The organism is Allobosea sp. (genome assembly GCF_035999205.1).
GTDB lineage: Bacteria > Pseudomonadota > Alphaproteobacteria > Rhizobiales > Beijerinckiaceae > Allobosea.
Genome location: NZ_DASYHA010000012.1, coordinates 65285 through 80582, shown reverse-complemented (window position 1 = coordinate 80582; position 15298 = coordinate 65285). Strand labels below are relative to the sequence as shown.

Below are 15298 nucleotides of genomic sequence, written 5' to 3'. Positions count from 1 at the left end.
CGTCATCCCGGACGCAGCGCAGCGACGATCCGGGATCCATCGCTGAACCGTCCCGGAGCGGGTCCCGGGTCTCCCTACGGTCGCCCGGGACGACCAGCGCCTTCTGCTGCCAGCCGCGCACTAGGCTCGCCTCGCCTCGGCCGTCGCGGCCGCGGGCCGCCCGACCGCCCGGCTCGCCGTCTTGCGTCCGGACACGAACATCTCGGCCAGCAGCCGCTCCATCCGGGCGACCTCCTGCGCGAGGTGGCCGGCGAGTTCCTCCTGCCGTGCCGGCTGCATGCGGCTGTCGATTGCGGCAAGGCTGAGCGCCCCGGCCACGCGCCCGTCGGGATAGCGGAAGGCGGCCCCGACGCCCCAGGAGCTCGCGACCAGCCGGCCGGGATTCACTGCGAAGCCGCGCTCTCGCGCCAGGGCGAGATCGCCACGGATCAGCTCCGGCGCAAAGCCCGGATACTGCGCCAGCAAGGTGGGCGTATTCGTCTCGATGATTCGGTCCACATCATCGTCAGGCAGCACCGCAAGCATGGCGAGAGAGCCCGCGCCGACGCCGAGCGGATGCTGCTGCCCGGTCTGCAGCGCATGCGTCCGCACCGGATAGGTGCCCTCCTCGCGATGCAGGCAGACCGCGTAGTTCTCCCGCCGGATCGAGAGGAAGCTCGTATCCATCGTCACAGCCGAGAGGCGCCGCAGGCTTTCCATCGCGAGCTCGAGAAGCCCGTGCCGGCGCGCCGCCAGCACGCCGAGGACGAATGCCTCCTCGCCGAGGCAGTAATGACGCGACTGCGGCTCCTGCTCCACGAGCCCTGCCCGCATCAGCGCGAGCAGGAGCCGCCGCGCTGTCGGCTTGTTGAGCCCGCTGCCCGCCACGATCTCCGTGAGTGGAAGCCCGCCGGCCGGCTCCCGGCCGATCAGCGCCAACAGCCGCAGAGCGCGGTCAACGCTCTGCGAACCGGACATTGCTGTTTCCGGCACGGAACTCTGCGGCAAGCGCTCCTCCAAGCGGTCCATGATGTGGACCTTATTCTTATCTCCCAACCGTAGATGGGCGCTTTGCGGATTGCAATGCCGCTTACCTCGTGTAATCTGCCGGCCATCCCACTGCCTGACCATTCACAGTGTGGACCGCAATCGACGCCGACGACATCACAAGATCGGCGCGAAGGGAGGAATGGAACGATGGCCCCCGAGCCAACCTGTGCAGCGGGCGTAGTACGCCCGGCGACCGGCATCTGAGGCTGCCGCATGGTCGATGTCGTCGATACGCTGCATATCCCCGAGAACCTGAGCGAGAACGAGGACGCGCGCCCCGGCTCCCCCATCATGCGCCCGGTCGAGGCGGTCGCTGCCGCGCTGGTCGCCTTCATCATCGGTGTGCTGCTGCTGGGCGTGGTCTCGCGCTATGTCTTCGCGCTGCCTTTCGTCTGGGTCGACGAGGTCGCCTCGATCTCCTTCATCTGGCTCGCCATGCTCGGCGCGGCCATCGCTATCGACCGTAACGAGCATCTGCGGCTGACGCTCTTCGTGGGCATGATGCCCCAGCGCCTGCGCGAATTCGTCGAGACGCTGGCGCTGCTCGCCGTCGCCGCCTTCCTGGCCGCCATGGCCTACCCGGCCATCGATTACGCGATCGAGGAAAGCTACGTCACCTCGGCCGCGCTCAACATCCCCGTCAGCTGGCGGGTTTCGGCTATTGCCGTCGGCATCGTGCTGATGCTGCTGCTAACGATCCGCTACGCCCTGAAGACTGCACGGCCGGCCGACATCGCGGCCTCCGCACTGGTCATTGGCGGGTTCGGCCTCGCCTTCTGGCTGCTCGGGCCGACGCTGAAGGGACTGGGCTACTACAACATCCTGATCTTCCTGGTCTGCGTCGTCGCCGCCTGCCTCATTGCGGGCGTGCCGATCGCATTCTGCTTCGGCCTCGGCACCCTCGCCTTCCTCGCCTTCTCGACCAATGTCCCGCTGATCGTCATGGTGGGGCGCATGGACGAGGGCATGTCGAGCCTCATCCTGCTTTCGGTGCCGATCTTCGTGCTGCTGGGCTGCATCCTCGACGCGACCGGCATGGGCAAGGCGATCGTCGATTTCCTCGCATCGCTGCTCGGCCATGTCCGCGCCGGCATGTCCTACGTCCTGCTCGGCTCGCTCTATCTCGTCTCGGGGATCTCGGGCTCCAAGGTCTCGGACATGGCGACCGTGGCACCGGCACTGTTCCCGGAGATGAAGCGTCGCGGCTACAAGCCCAAGGACCTGATCGCGCTGCTCTCGACCGGCGCCGCCATGGCCGACACGGTGCCGCCCTCGATCGTCCTGATCGTGCTCGGCTCGGTCGCCGGCGTCTCGATCGCCGGGCTGTTCAATGCGGGCTTCGTCATCGCCGGCGTGCTGCTGGTCGCGCTTGCCGGCCTCGCCCGCTGGAAGGCGGCCGCCGAGGACATGAAGGGCGTTCGCCGCGCTCCGCTCGCGGTGATCGGCAAGGTGGCGCTCGTCGCCGCGCCGGCCCTCGTCCTGCCCTTCATCATCCGCGCCGCGGTCGGCGGCGGCGTCGCCACCGCGACCGAGGTCTCGACGATTGCGGTGCTCTACGCGCTTGTCATCGGCATCGTGCTCTATGGCGGCATCAGCCTGCGCAAATTCTACCAGATGCTGGTCGAGACCGCGGCGCTCTCAGGCGCGATCCTGGTCATTCTCGGCACGGCGCTCGCCATGGCCTGGGCGCTGACCCAGACCGGTTTCGCCCGCGACCTCGCCACCTTCATGGCGAACCTGCCCGGCGGCTGGCTCACCTTCATGGCAGTCACCATCGTCGTCTTCATGATCCTCGGCTGCGTGCTCGAAGGCCTGCCGGCGATCGTGCTGATGGCGCCGCTGATGTTCCCGATCGCCAAGAATCTCGGCATCAACGACGTGCACTATTCCATGGTCGTCGTCACCGCGATGAATATCGGCCTGATGGCGCCGCCAATCGGCATCGGCTTCTACATCGCCTGCAAGATCGGCAACGTCTCGCCGGACGAGGCAATGGGCGCGATCTGGCCGTATCTCATCGCGCTGATCGTCGGCCTGATCGTCATCGCCCTCGTCCCCGGGCTCTCTACCTGGGTGCTGTGACGGAGAAACGCGACGCCTGCGCCATGCCGCGACCAACTTCCCGGGAACGACCGGGCAGATTCACGAACGACAATGCATTTCCGGGAGAAACGACCATGACCATTTCACGCCGCACCCTGCTGCAGGGCACCGCTGCCGCCTCGGCCATCGGCACTTTCCATGTCGGCGGCGCCTTCGCACAGACGCCCGAGTTCAGCTACAAATACGCCAACAACCTGCCGATCGCGCATCCGATGAACGTGCGCGCCAACGAGGCCGTCGAGAAGATCAAGGAGGAGACCAAGGGCCGCGTCGCGATCCAGATCTTCCCGAACAACCAGCTCGGCTCCGACACCGACATGCTGAGCCAGGTCCGTTCCGGCGGCGTTGAGTTCTTCACGCTTTCGCCGCTGATCCTCTCGACGCTGGTGCCGAACGCCTCGGTCTCCGGCATCGGCTTCGCCTTCCCGAACTACGACGCCGTCTGGAAGGCAATGGATGGCGAGCTCGGCGCCTATGTGCGCGGCCAGATCGCCAAGGCCAATCTCGTTGTCATGGACAAGATCTGGGACAACGGCTTCCGCCAGATGACCTCGTCCAAGGGGCCGATCAACTCCCCCGACGACCTCAAGGGCTTCAAGATCCGCGTCCCGGTCTCGCCGCTCTGGACCTCGATGTTCACGGCCTTCCAGTCGGCCCCGGCCTCGATCAACTTCGCCGAGGTCTACACCGCGCTGCAGACGAAGGTCGTCGACGGACAGGAGAACCCGCTCGCGATCATCTCGACCGCCAAGCTGTTCGAGGTGCAGAAGTATCTCTCGCTGACCAACCACATGTGGGACGGCTTCTGGTTCCTCGGCAACAAGCGCGCCTGGGAGCGCCTGCCCGAGGATCTGCGCGCCATCGTCGCCAAGAACCTCAACGCCGCCGCCGAACTGGAGCGCGCCGACGTCGCCAAGCTCAATGCCGGGCTGCGCGATGATCTCGCTTCCAAGGGCATGGTCATCAACGAGGCCAAGGCCGACCCGTTCCGCGACGCCCTGCGCAAGGCCGGCTTCTACGCCGAGTGGAAGAAGAAGTACGGCGACGAAGCCTGGGCCATCCTGGAGAAGGCCGTCGGCGGTTCGCTGAGCTGATCATCGTCACCTGACATATCCGCCGTCATTCCGGGCATCCGCTTCGCTGCGCCCGGAGTGACGGCGTTTGATTGAGTTGAGGAACACACCATGGCCGATCGGCTCAAGGGCAAGATCGCCATCGTCTTCGGCGCCGGCTCCTCCGGTCCGGGCTGGGGCAATGGCAAGGCGGCCGCCGTCGCGTTCGCCCGCGAAGGCGCGCGCATCGCCTGCATCGACATCAGCCAGGAAGCTGCCGACGAGACCGCCGCGTTGATCAATGGCGAGGGCGGCATCGCCATCGCGCTTGCCGCCGACGTCACCCGGCAGGCCTCGATCGACGCCGCCGTCGCAGCAACGATGACGCGCTTCGGCCGCATCAACATCCTCCACAACAATGTCGGCGTGACCCATATGGGCGGGCCGGTCGAGCTCTCCGAGGAGCAGTTCAAGGCGGCGCTCGATCTCAATCTCGGCCCGGTCTACCGCTGCTCGAAGGCCGTCATCCCACATATGCTTGGCGGAGGCGGCGGTGCGATCGTCAACATCTCCTCGATCGCCGCGATCCGCTGGGTCGGCTACCCCTACTTCGCCTATTACGCCACGAAGGCGGCCGTGAACCAGGCGACGGTCGCGCTCGCTCTGCAATATGCGAAACAGGGCATCCGGGCGAACTGCATCATGCCCGGCCTGATCGACACGCCGATGATCTACAAGCAGATCTCCGGACAATACGCTTCGGCCGAGGAGATGGTCGCCGCCCGCGACGCGCTCGTGCCTATGGGCAAGATGGGCACCGCCTGGGACATCGCCAACGCCGCCGTCTTCCTCGCCTCCGACGAGGCCAAGTTCATCACCGGCGTCTGCCTGCCCGTCGATGGCGGCCAGACCTGCTCGGTCGGGACGATGGGGTGAGGCGAGCTTTCGCCGACTCCGTCACCTCGACGCCATTTCGGGCAAGCAGCGCAGACCCGAAACCCATCACAGCACACGCTGACCTCCGATGAATTCCGAAGCGGGGTATCTTCGCCAGAGCGTCCAGCGCCGCGGCGATCGCGAACAATGTTCCAATCATGGAACACTTGATCCATTTCATCGACGCTGCCAGAACGATGAGAATCGTTCCAACGATGCAAAGGCGTGATTGATGGATGACGGGACGGCCCCGGAGCTCCCGCGTGATTTCGACGGACTGAGGACGTTGATCCTCGGCCGCCGCCAGTCGCTGCCGAAACGCATCGCCCAGGTCGCCGCCTATTCGCTCGACAATCCCGACGAGATCGCCTTCGGCACCGCGGCCAGCATCGCAGTCGCGGCCGGCGTCCAACCCTCTACGCTGGTGCGCTTTGCCCAGCATTTCGGCTTCGATGGCTTCACCAGCCTGCAGACCGTCTTTCGCGAGCGCCTGCGCGAACGCAATTCAAGCTATGAGGAGCGTCTCAACGCGTTGCGCGCCGATGTCGGCGGCAACGGCGCCAACCACCGCATCCTCGAAGGCTTCCTCACCGCCTCCGGCACCTCGCTCGACCTGATGGCCCGATCCCTGGACGAAGCGGCGCTGGATCGCGCTATCGCCACGCTCGCCGGGGCCGAGACGATCTACATCCTTGCCCGGCGTCGCTCCTATCCCGTCGCGAGCTACATGGCCTATGCGCTCGGCAAGCTCGGCGTACGTTATCAGCTCGTCGAATCGGCGGCGGGCCTGAGCCCCGAGATTCTCTCCTTCGCCAGCAAGCGCGACATTGCGCTGGCCGTCAGCTTCTCGCCTTATGCCACCGAAACGATCGATGAGGCGCGCCTGCTTTCCGAGCGCGGCGTACCCGTCATCGCCATCACCGACAGCGCATTCTCGCCTCTGGTTCAGTTCGCCACGATCTGGTTCGAGGTCGCAGAGGCCGATTTCGGCGGCTTCCGCACGCTCTCGGCGACGATGGCCCTGTCGATGGCGCTGGCCGTCGGCATCGGCGAAGCGCGGCGCGAACGCAAACCCGGCAAGGACCGCCGCAAGGGCTAGGGACTTAGCCCGAAGCGCGGAACAAGGTTTTCAGGAACGACGATTCGGAAGCGAGCTCCGCCCCGCTCGCGATAAAGCTGTCAGGAACATACGTTCCGAATTGACTGACACATAGAATTATCATTTCATAGACGAGGCATCGCCGGAGCCATCGGGCAACCGGCGGGCGATGGATATGGAAAGCCGGGAGAGACACATGGCGGGATCGCAGGGCGGGCCGGGCCACGCGCTCGACGTCATCACCATCGGCCGTGCATCGGTCGATCTCTACGGCCAGCAGATCGGCTCGCGGCTCGAGGACGTCACCAGCTTCGCCAAGTCGGTCGGCGGCTGCCCGGCCAACATCGCCATCGGCACGGCGCGGCTCGGCCTGCGCTCGGCCCTGCTGACGCGCGTCGGTAACGAGCAGTTCGGTCGCTTCCTGCGCGAGCAGCTCGGCCGCGAGGGCGTCAACCTCGACGGGCTGAAGACGGACCCGACGCGGCTCACAGCGCTCGCCATCCTCTCCGTCGAAAGCGACAAGTCCTTCCCCTTGCTGTTCTACCGCGAGAACTGCGCCGACATGGCGCTGGAGGAGGACGACGTCGACGAGAGCTTCCTCGCCACCGCCCGCGCGGTCGTCGTAACCGGCACGCATTTCGCCCGCCCCAACACCGAGGCCGCGCAGCGCAAGGCGATGCGCCTGATGCGCGCGCAAGGCGGCAAGGTCGTGCTCGACATCGACTACCGGCCCAATCTCTGGGGGCTCGCCGGCCATGCCGAGGGCGACAATCGCTACATCGCCTCGGCGGCCGTCTCCGAGCGGATGAAGACCGTCCTGCCGGGCTGCGATCTGATCATCGGCACCGAGGAGGAGGTCCTGATCGCCTCCGGCGAGAGCGAGTTGCTGCCGGCACTGAAGACGATCCGCGCCCTCTCCTCCGCCACGATCGTCCTCAAGCGCGGCCCGATGGGCTGCATCGTCTATGAGGGCGAGATCTCCGACGATCTCGAGGCCGGTATCGTCGGCAAAGGCTTCCCGATCGAGGTCTACAACGTGCTCGGCGCCGGCGACGCCTTCATGTCCGGCTTCCTGCGCGGCTGGCTCGGCGGCGAGAGCCTCCAGACCGCCGCGACCTGGGCCAATGCCTGCGGCGCCTTCGCGGTCTCGCGCCTGCTCTGCTCGCCCGAGAGCCCGACCTTCGAGGAACTGCAATATTTTCTGAAGCACGGCAGCCCGCATCGGGCTTTGCGCAAGGACGAGGCGATCAACCACATCCACTGGGCGACGACGCGCCGGCGCGAGATTCCCTCGCTGATGGCGCTTGCCTGCGACCATCGCGTCCAGCTCGAGGACGTGGCCCGGAAGGTCGGCGCCGATTCCGCCCGCATCCGCGACTTCAAGGTGCTCGCCGTCAAGGCGGCAGCCCGCGTCGCCGCCGGCCGGCCGGGTTACGGCATGCTCCTCGACGAGAAGCATGGCCGCGAGGCGATGTTCGAGTTCGCCCGCCATCCCTTCTCCTGGCTCGGCCGTCCGGTCGAATTGCCGGGCTCGCGCCCCTTGCGCTTCGAGACCAGCCAGGACATCGGCTCGCTCCTGCCGGAATGGCCGGTCGACCACTGCATCAAGGCGCTCTGCTTCTACCACCCCGATGACGAACCGGGCCTGAAGCTGGCCCAGCAGGAGAAGCTGCGCGGCCTGTTCGAGGCGGCCCGCAAGGTCGGCCGCGAGCTGCTGATCGAAATCATCGCCGGCCGGAACGGCCCGCTCGGCGATGACACCATCGCCCGCGCGCTTCAGGACCTCTATGCGCTCGGCATCAAGCCGGACTGGTGGAAGCTCGAACCGCAAGCCTCGCCGGCGGCCTGGGCAGCGATCGAAACGACCATCGCGAAGCATGATCCCTGGTGCCGCGGCGTGCTGCTGCTCGGTCTCGACGCCCCGGCGGAGGAGCTCGAAGCCGGCTTCGCGGCCACGGCCGCCGCCCCGATCGTCAGGGGCTTCGCGGTCGGCCGGACCATCTTCATGACCGCTGCGGAAGGCTGGCTTTCCGGCAAGCTGGACGACGAGGCGGCAATGGCCGACATGGCACGGCGCTTCGGTGCCCTGACCGACCTGTGGCTTGCCACGCGCGGCCGCAAGGCGGCATAGCTTTCCGCTGCCCGGAGACCATCATGACCGCCACCATCCGCCTGACCATGGCGCAGGCGCTGACGCGCTATCTCGCAGCGCAGATGACCGAGATCGATGGGCAGCGCCTGCCGATCTTCGGTGGCGTCTGGGCGATCTTCGGCCATGGCAATGTCGCGGGGCTGGGCGAGGCGCTCTGGCACGAGCGCGAGCGCCTGCCGACCTTCCGGGCGCATAACGAGCAAGCCATGGCCCATGCGGCCATCGCCTACGCCAAGACGAACATGCGCCGGCGTTTCATGGCCGCGACCACCTCGATCGGCCCCGGCGCGACCAACCTCGTCACCGCCGCCGCGCTCGCCCATGTCAACCGCCTGCCCGTGCTGCTGCTGCCCGGAGACGTCTTTGCCGGCCGCGTCCCCGATCCCGTTCTGCAGCAGGTCGAGGATTTCGGCGACGGAACCGTCTCGGCCAATGACTGCTTCCGCCCCGTCTCGCGCTATTTCGACCGCATCACCCGCCCCGAGCAGATCATCCCCGCGCTCGCGCGCGCCATGCAGGTGCTGACCGATCCGGCCGAATGTGGCCCGGTGACGCTCGCGCTCTGCCAGGATGTCCAGGCCGAGGCCTACGATTACCCCGAGAGCTTCTTCGCCGAGCACCTCTGGACACCGCGACGCCCACGCCCGGACCGCACCGAACTTCAGGCTGCCGCCGCCGCACTGAAGGCTGCGAAGAAGCCGTTGATCATCGCCGGTGGCGGTGTCCTCTATTCCGGCGCCTCCGACGACCTGGCCCGGTTCTCGACCGCGACCGGCATTCCCGTCTGCGAGACGCAAGGCGGCAAATCGGCCCTGCCGGACGACGCTCCCCTCAACATGGCCGCGATCGGCGTCACCGGCACCTCCGCCGCCAACCGCCTTGCCGCCGAGGCCGACCTGATTCTCGCCGTCGGCACGCGGCTGCAGGATTTTACCACCGGCTCCTGGGCCCTGTTCGGCGCTTCGGAAAAGGGCATCATCGGCCTCAACGTCCAGGCCTTCGATGCCGGCAAGCACCGCGCCCTGCCGCTCGTCTCCGATGCCCGCGAGGGGCTGACGGAACTCTTCGCCGCACTCGGAAACTGGCAGGCGCCCGAGAGCTGGGTCGCAAACGCCAGGGACGGAAAGGCGGATTGGCGCAGGCAGGCGGACGAAGCCACCGCCGCGACCAATGCCGCATTGCCCTCGGACGCGCAGGTCATCGGCGCCGTCCAGCGCGCGCTCGGCTCGGACGTCGTCCTGCTGCATGCCGCCGGCGGCCTTCCCGGTGAGCTGCACAAGCTCTGGCAGGCCGGCCCGCCCGGATCCTATCACGGCGAATACGGCTTCTCCTGCATGGGCTACGAGATCGCCGGCGGTCTCGGCGCCAAGATGGCCCGCCCGGACAAGGAGGTCGTCGTCATGGTCGGCGACGGCTCCTATCTGATGCTGAATTCCGAGATCGCGACCTCGGTGATGCTGGGGTTGAAGCTTACGATCGTCCTGCTCGACAATCGCGGCTTCGGCTGCATCAACCGCCTCCAGAACGCGACCGGCAGCGCATCCTTCAACAACCTGCTCAAGGATGCACGGCACGAGACCCTGCCGGAGATCGACTTCGTCGCCCACGCCGCCAGCATGGGCGCGATCGCCACGAAGGCCGCCTCGATCGCCGAGCTGGAAACCGCGCTGGCGCAGGCCAAGGCCAACACCCGCACGACCATCGTCGTGATCGACACTGACCCGTTGATCTCGACCGGTGCCGGCGGAGCCTGGTGGGATGTCGCGGTGCCCGAAGTGAGCCAGCGTGAGCAGGTTCGCACGGCACGGGCGAATTACGACGAACGACGCAAGCGTCAGACCGTCGGCAACTGAAGCCGTTTCCATACGCAAGAAAGACCCGACACATGATCCGCATCGGCGCGAACCCCATCGGCTGGTCGAATGACGACATGCTGGAAATCGGCGGCGACATCCCGCTCGAAACCTGCCTGACGGAAGCGCGCGCGGCCGGCTTCTCCGGCATGGAGCTCGGTAACAAGTTCCCGCGCGAGGCGGCGAAGCTGAAGCCGATCCTCGACGCGCACGGCCACGCCCTCGTTTCCGGATGGTATTCGACCGAGTTGCTCGTCCGCGACGTCGCCGCCGAGATGGCGGCCGTGAAGGCTCATGCGACGCTGCTGCGCGACATGGGCTGCTCCGTGCTGATCGCGGCCGAAACCTCGAACGCGATCCATTCCGATATCGGCAAGCCACTCTCGGCCCGCCCCGTCCTGCCGAAGGATCGCTGGGCCGATTTCGGCGCGCGCTATACCAACTTCGCGGAAGCCGTGAAGGCCGAGTACGGCCTCCAGCTCGTCTACCACCACCATATGGGCACGGTGGTCCAGACCGAGTCCGAGATCGACCGCTTCATGGCGGTGACCGGCGAGCCGGTCGGCCTCCTGCTCGACACCGGCCACGCCACCTGGGGCGGCGGCGACCCGGCCCGCATCGCCCGCCACTGGAAGCCCCGCATCCATCATGTCCACTGCAAGGACATCCGCGAGGCGGTGATGTGGCAGTCGAACAAGGAGGACTGGTCCTTCCTCGAATCCGTGCTGGCCGGCGTCTACACCGTGCCGGGCGACGGCCTGATCGACTATGTCCGCGTGCTCCGGGAACTGCAGGGCTACTCCGGCTGGATCGTGGTCGAAGCCGAGCAGGACCCGAAGAAGGCGGAGCCCGCCACCTACGCGAAACTCGGCCACGCCAACCTGACGCGCTTCATCAGGGAAGCCGGCCTGGCCTGAATGGAGAAGCGCGATGTCCCACCTCCTGATCAAGCCCAAGGGCACCCACGGCCATGTCAGCCATGTCACGCCTGACAGCGCCGGCTGGACCTATGTCGGCTTCGACCTGCATCGCCTGAAGCCCGGCGAGACGGTTTCGGCGAAGACCGGCGATCGCGAGGCCTGTCTCGTCTTCGTCACCGGCAAGGGCGAGGTCACGGCCGGCGGGACGGCTCTGGGCGAACTCGGCCAGCGCATGTCCCCCTTCGAGGGCAAGCCCTGGTCGGTCTATGTCCCGCAGGGCTCCGACTGGGCGGTCGTGGCCACCACGGATCTGGAATTGGCCGTCTGCACGGCGCCCGGCCTGAACGGCGGCCTGCCGGTCCGCGTCATCGGCCCCGACGATCTCGGCCAGGAGGTGCGCGGCAAGGGCTCCAACACCCGTCACGTCACCAACATCCTGCCCGAGAACGAGCCGGCGGATTCGCTCCTCGTCGTCGAGGTGATCACCCCCGCCGGCAACACCTCGAGCTATCCGCCGCACAAGCACGATCAGGACGACCTGCCCAAGGAATCCCATCTCGAGGAGACCTACTACCACCGCCTCAACCCGCCGCAGGGTTTCGGCTTCCAGCGCGTCTACACCGACGATCGCAGTCTCGACGAGGCGATGGCGATCGAGGATGGCGACGTCGTGCTGGTGCCGAAAGGCTACCACCCCTGCGCAACCTGCCACGGCTACGATCTCTACTACCTCAACGTCATGGCCGGCCCGAAGCGGACCTGGAAGTTCCACAACGCCACCGAGCATGAGTGGCTGACCAGGCTCTGAAGCATTCTCGAGCGAAGCGGACGCCGGTCCACGTCAAGAAGACGCGGCAGGACAAGACCTCGGAGCGGTTCCGAGGCTCGTGGAAACACGGAACTGCTCCGAGCGCGAGCGGTCCTTCGAATGGATGACGCGAGGGCGCGGCGCCCTCGCCATCGTCGGCGGCCCTTGTTCCAGGGACTCGGAAAGCCCGATGAAGACCGCCCTCCTCCTGCTCGCACTGGCACTGTCCGGGCTGGCGCCGGACGCCGTTGCCGCCCAGGACCAACCGCGGGCCAACGCCGCTGTCGGGGCCGGCCAGGCCATCGACGCCCGCAGGACGGAGACCCAGATCTTCAGGGTCACCGATGCCAACCAGCTCTGCAAGGACCTCGACGCGAGAGGCCGCACCAATGTCTACGGCATCCTGTTCGAGACCGATACGGCCGACATCAAGCCGGAATCACAATCGCAGCTCGCCGCTATCGCCGATCTGATGACGCAGAATCCCGACCTCAGGCTCGACGTCGTCGGACATACGGACAACCAGGACGGCGCCAGCGACAACCTCAAGCTCTCGGACATGCGCGCCTTCTCGGTCGTCGCCGAACTGTCGCTGCGCTACCGGATCGATCGCGCCCGGTTGAACCCGTTCGGCCAGGGCCTGGGCCGGCCCGTCGCCTCCAATACCGACGAGGCCGGCCGGGCGCTCAACCGCAGGGTCGAACTGGTCAGGCGATAACAGAGGCTGGCGCCTCTCACGCCCCGCACTTGTAGACGGTTCCGGCCGTCGACGGCCCCTTCCACTTGATGTCTGCGACATCGGTGAGGACATGTGTCCCGCCCAGATCCGCCGCCCGGATTTTCAGCCGGGACAAGGTCGCGTCGCGCGCCTTGTCGAGCACCAGGACCGAGTGCAGCTCCGAGGCGCCGTCGATCTCGCCCAGCGATTTGCAGGACTCGACCACGGCCTTGTTGTCCGTCAGCACGACCATGTTCGAGCGCGACGTCGGGATCGCACAGGCGCCGAGCATCAGGGCCGGCACCATCAGCATGGGCCGCAGCAGCAGAGAATGCGACATCGGGGGCTTGTCCTCGGGCGGTAGCAAATCGATAGGGGCCATGATCTGCCGCTTTGCCGCAATTTCAAGGCTCTGCCCAGCCCGGCGCGGCACAGGGTCGGATTGCGCGACGCCCCGCCATGGTCTAGGCCTCGCCGCATCATCCTCCGGACCCGCTTTTCGCCTGCGCCGCGCGCGATCTTCGCGACGCGCCTTCGCGACCACGCCAGGCGGCGCCGGACACCTCAGTCGAAGAGGAGCCTGTCATGGCCCGCAAGAAGTCAAAGCCGCTCGATGCCGAATTCGTCATGTTCGACGTCGTCTATGCCGACGGCTCGCGCCGCTCGAACCGGCGGGTGCCGAGCGCGATCCTCGGCGGGCTCGACGGCGACGAACCGGCGCGTGACGCGATCATGGAGCAGGACCGGGCCATCGCCGAGAAGTCCGGCATGCCGCCGCTCGAGATCGCCAGCCTCACACGCTCCGGCAAGCCCGCGGAGAAGCCGGCGCGCAAAGCCTGACAAAACGGCTGGAAAATGCGATTGACGTAGTGTTTCAACCGCTTCTCACACCGATTTAACTTAAACTGCACTGTTTAGCTTGACCTGTCCCGGCTCCTGCATTCTATTCCCCGGCGGCCGTTGGGAGGCTGCAAAAAGGGACCAAGAATGCGTGCAATTCTGATCGTCGGGGCGATGGCGGCTATGCTTGCCGGTTGCCAGACTGCGCAGGAGTCGCTGGCCGATGCTGAAGTCACCTGTGAGGCTCAGGGCTTCCGCCCCGGCACACGTGCCTATCAGCAGTGCCGCTCGGCGAACTATGTCGAAAACCGTCGCGCTTCGAACGAGGCCAGCAGCGCCGTTGCTGCCGGCGTGGCGGCGGGCGTCGTCGGCGGCGCAATCGCGGCTTCGGCGAGCCGGGGCTATTATGGCCGACCCTATTACGGTGGCTATTGGTGGTGAGACCCGCGTGGCCGCAGCCTGACGCTGCGGCTCTCGCCATCTTGTAGAACACCCTGCCGCAGAGATGCGGCAGGGTTTTTCTTTAGGGCCAACTGCGCCGGCCGGCGGCTCGCGTCAGCGCTTGGTGGCGCGCTTGCGGGCCGGCGCCGGTTCGCTCGCTTTCGCCGAGGTCAGCAGCGAGCCGATCACATAGACCGCGATGCCGACGCCGAGCAGAGCCGCGATCGGCTCGCGCTCGGCGCGCTTGGCGATCATGCGTCCGCCGTAATCGGCGTAGTCACGCGCCTGGCCGGCATAGTCGCGCGCCTGCTCGCGTGCGACGTCGCCATTGCTGCGCAGCCACTTCTCGCCACTCTTGAGCATGCTCTGCCCGGCCTCGGCAGCATCGCTACCATAGCTCTGCAGCATGCGGCTCCAGCGGCCGTAATCCGGCTCGTAGCGCTCGAAGCGCGAGGATGAGGAACCGCGCAGGCTGGCCCAGGCGATCAGGCCGACACTGAGCGCGCCGAGCCCGAACGCCGCCAGCGGATGGCGAACAACAGCGTCCCGCACCGCTTCACCGCTCTCGCGGGCGAGTTCCGCGGGATCGGTCTCGGTGATCGCGTCCCTGGCGCGGAAATAGCCGTCGCGGACGGTCTCGGTCGCCTTCTCGGCCAGGTTGGAGGCCTTGGCTCGCACGGTTCCGACGGTGCTCTCGATATCGTCGCGGAGTTCGTCGCGGTCCTTCGGCAGGTCGGAATTCTTGGGAATGTCGGGCGGAAAGGTGTTCATGGTCGCCATCGCGGTGTCTCCATTGTGCGGACGCGGTCGGATTCGTTGGACCCGTTTCCGGCAGGCATCGGCCGGCGTGGCATGCGGGCTCCTTGGAAGAGAACAGCACAGCGGCGCGAGAGTTCCAGCCTCACTCCAGAAAGCTGTCGCACCAGGAGATGCAGCCCCTTGCGGCCATCGCAGCACCGCCTGCGGTCATCACAAGGCCAAGATTGAATGCGAGGTCATCGCCGCTCCACTCGCATGACAAGGAGACGCTCATGGAAGCTCAGCACCTCCTGATCCAGCATCCCTGTGTGATGTCGGATCCCGAATGGATCGCACTCGAGAGCATCGAGGAACAGACCAACCATTTCGTCTTCGACGTCTCGATGCTCCATGTCCTGAAGGGGCGCGGCCTCGTCGAGGCCACCGGGGAGCGCTGGCGCATCACCGAACGGGGCCAGCGGCGCCTGCACGAACGCGACGTGTGACGCAGATCTCCCCTCTCCTCCAATTCTCCGGCCGGCCGCGTCCCCTCGCGCCGGCCGGTTTTGTTTGTCGGGGCGCTCGAGCCGCCCCGCCCCTTCTGGAAAT

At 66.7% G+C, this 15298-nt stretch carries 15 protein-coding genes; 12 read left to right on the top strand and 3 right to left on the bottom strand.

Features of this window, described 5'->3' with window-relative positions; all coding sequences use genetic code 11:
• Window positions 1-120: 120 nt before the first annotated feature.
• Window positions 121-957: an IclR family transcriptional regulator gene (locus VGN82_RS03075; protein WP_327525519.1), complete on the bottom strand. Its 837-nt coding sequence runs from the start codon at window positions 955-957 to the stop codon at window positions 121-123.
• Window positions 958-1242: 285 nt separating this feature from the next.
• On the opposite strand from VGN82_RS03075, the gene VGN82_RS03070 reads away from it, so the two are divergent.
• The 9 genes from VGN82_RS03070 to VGN82_RS03030 all read left to right on the top strand — a co-directional run bounded on the left by VGN82_RS03070 (window position 1243) and on the right by VGN82_RS03030 (window position 12670).
• A complete protein-coding gene (locus VGN82_RS03070; protein ID WP_327525518.1) occupies window positions 1243-3111 on the top strand; it encodes a TRAP transporter large permease in 1869 nt (622 codons plus the stop codon).
• Between the two features lie 95 nt (window positions 3112-3206).
• Window positions 3207-4226 carry a TRAP transporter substrate-binding protein gene (locus VGN82_RS03065; RefSeq protein WP_327525517.1) on the top strand — a complete coding sequence of 340 codons (1020 nt, stop codon included), beginning with the start codon at window positions 3207-3209 and terminating at the stop codon, window positions 4224-4226.
• 90 nt (window positions 4227-4316) lie between these two features.
• Entirely contained in the window at window positions 4317-5120 is an 804-nt protein-coding gene (locus VGN82_RS03060; protein ID WP_327525516.1) for an SDR family NAD(P)-dependent oxidoreductase, read from the top strand.
• A 232-nt stretch (window positions 5121-5352) separates the two neighbouring features.
• On the top strand, window positions 5353-6219 hold the full coding sequence (locus tag VGN82_RS03055; RefSeq protein ID WP_327525515.1) for a MurR/RpiR family transcriptional regulator: 867 nt from the start codon (window positions 5353-5355) through the stop codon (window positions 6217-6219).
• Between the two features lie 196 nt (window positions 6220-6415).
• Complete coding sequence (locus VGN82_RS03050; RefSeq protein WP_327525514.1) at window positions 6416-8350, top strand: bifunctional 5-dehydro-2-deoxygluconokinase/5-dehydro-2-deoxyphosphogluconate aldolase; 1935 nt, start codon at window positions 6416-6418, stop codon at window positions 8348-8350.
• 23 nt (window positions 8351-8373) lie between these two features.
• Entirely contained in the window at window positions 8374-10224 is a 1851-nt protein-coding gene (iolD, locus tag VGN82_RS03045; RefSeq protein ID WP_327525513.1) for a 3D-(3,5/4)-trihydroxycyclohexane-1,2-dione acylhydrolase (decyclizing), read from the top strand.
• A gap of 32 nt (window positions 10225-10256) precedes the next feature.
• Entirely contained in the window at window positions 10257-11141 is an 885-nt protein-coding gene (gene iolE, locus VGN82_RS03040) for a myo-inosose-2 dehydratase (protein WP_327525512.1), read from the top strand.
• Window positions 11142-11154: 13 nt separating this feature from the next.
• On the top strand, window positions 11155-11952 hold the full coding sequence (gene iolB, locus VGN82_RS03035; RefSeq protein WP_327525511.1) for a 5-deoxy-glucuronate isomerase: 798 nt from the start codon (window positions 11155-11157) through the stop codon (window positions 11950-11952).
• A gap of 190 nt (window positions 11953-12142) precedes the next feature.
• Complete coding sequence (locus VGN82_RS03030; protein ID WP_327525510.1) at window positions 12143-12670, top strand: OmpA family protein; 528 nt, start codon at window positions 12143-12145, stop codon at window positions 12668-12670.
• 16 nt (window positions 12671-12686) lie between these two features.
• On the opposite strand, the gene VGN82_RS03025 is transcribed toward VGN82_RS03030, so the two are convergent.
• Entirely contained in the window at window positions 12687-13010 is a 324-nt protein-coding gene (locus tag VGN82_RS03025; RefSeq protein ID WP_327525509.1) for a hypothetical protein, read from the bottom strand.
• A 245-nt stretch (window positions 13011-13255) separates the two neighbouring features.
• On the opposite strand from VGN82_RS03025, the gene VGN82_RS03020 reads away from it, so the two are divergent.
• Together VGN82_RS03020 and VGN82_RS03015 are read left to right on the top strand one after the other, a co-directional pair.
• Window positions 13256-13510: a hypothetical protein gene (locus VGN82_RS03020; RefSeq protein ID WP_327525508.1), complete on the top strand. Its 255-nt coding sequence runs from the start codon at window positions 13256-13258 to the stop codon at window positions 13508-13510.
• 147 nt (window positions 13511-13657) lie between these two features.
• Window positions 13658-13951, top strand: a complete 294-nt coding sequence (locus tag VGN82_RS03015) for a hypothetical protein (protein ID WP_327525507.1) — start codon at window positions 13658-13660, stop codon at window positions 13949-13951.
• A 114-nt stretch (window positions 13952-14065) separates the two neighbouring features.
• Here VGN82_RS03015 and VGN82_RS03010 read toward each other — a convergent pair whose 3' ends face one another.
• On the bottom strand, window positions 14066-14731 hold the full coding sequence (locus VGN82_RS03010) for a hypothetical protein (protein WP_327525506.1): 666 nt from the start codon (window positions 14729-14731) through the stop codon (window positions 14066-14068).
• Window positions 14732-14982: 251 nt separating this feature from the next.
• Between VGN82_RS03010 and VGN82_RS03005 the strand changes: the two genes are divergently transcribed.
• Complete coding sequence (locus tag VGN82_RS03005) at window positions 14983-15195, top strand: hypothetical protein (protein WP_327525505.1); 213 nt, start codon at window positions 14983-14985, stop codon at window positions 15193-15195.
• Window positions 15196-15298: the final 103 nt, after the last annotated feature.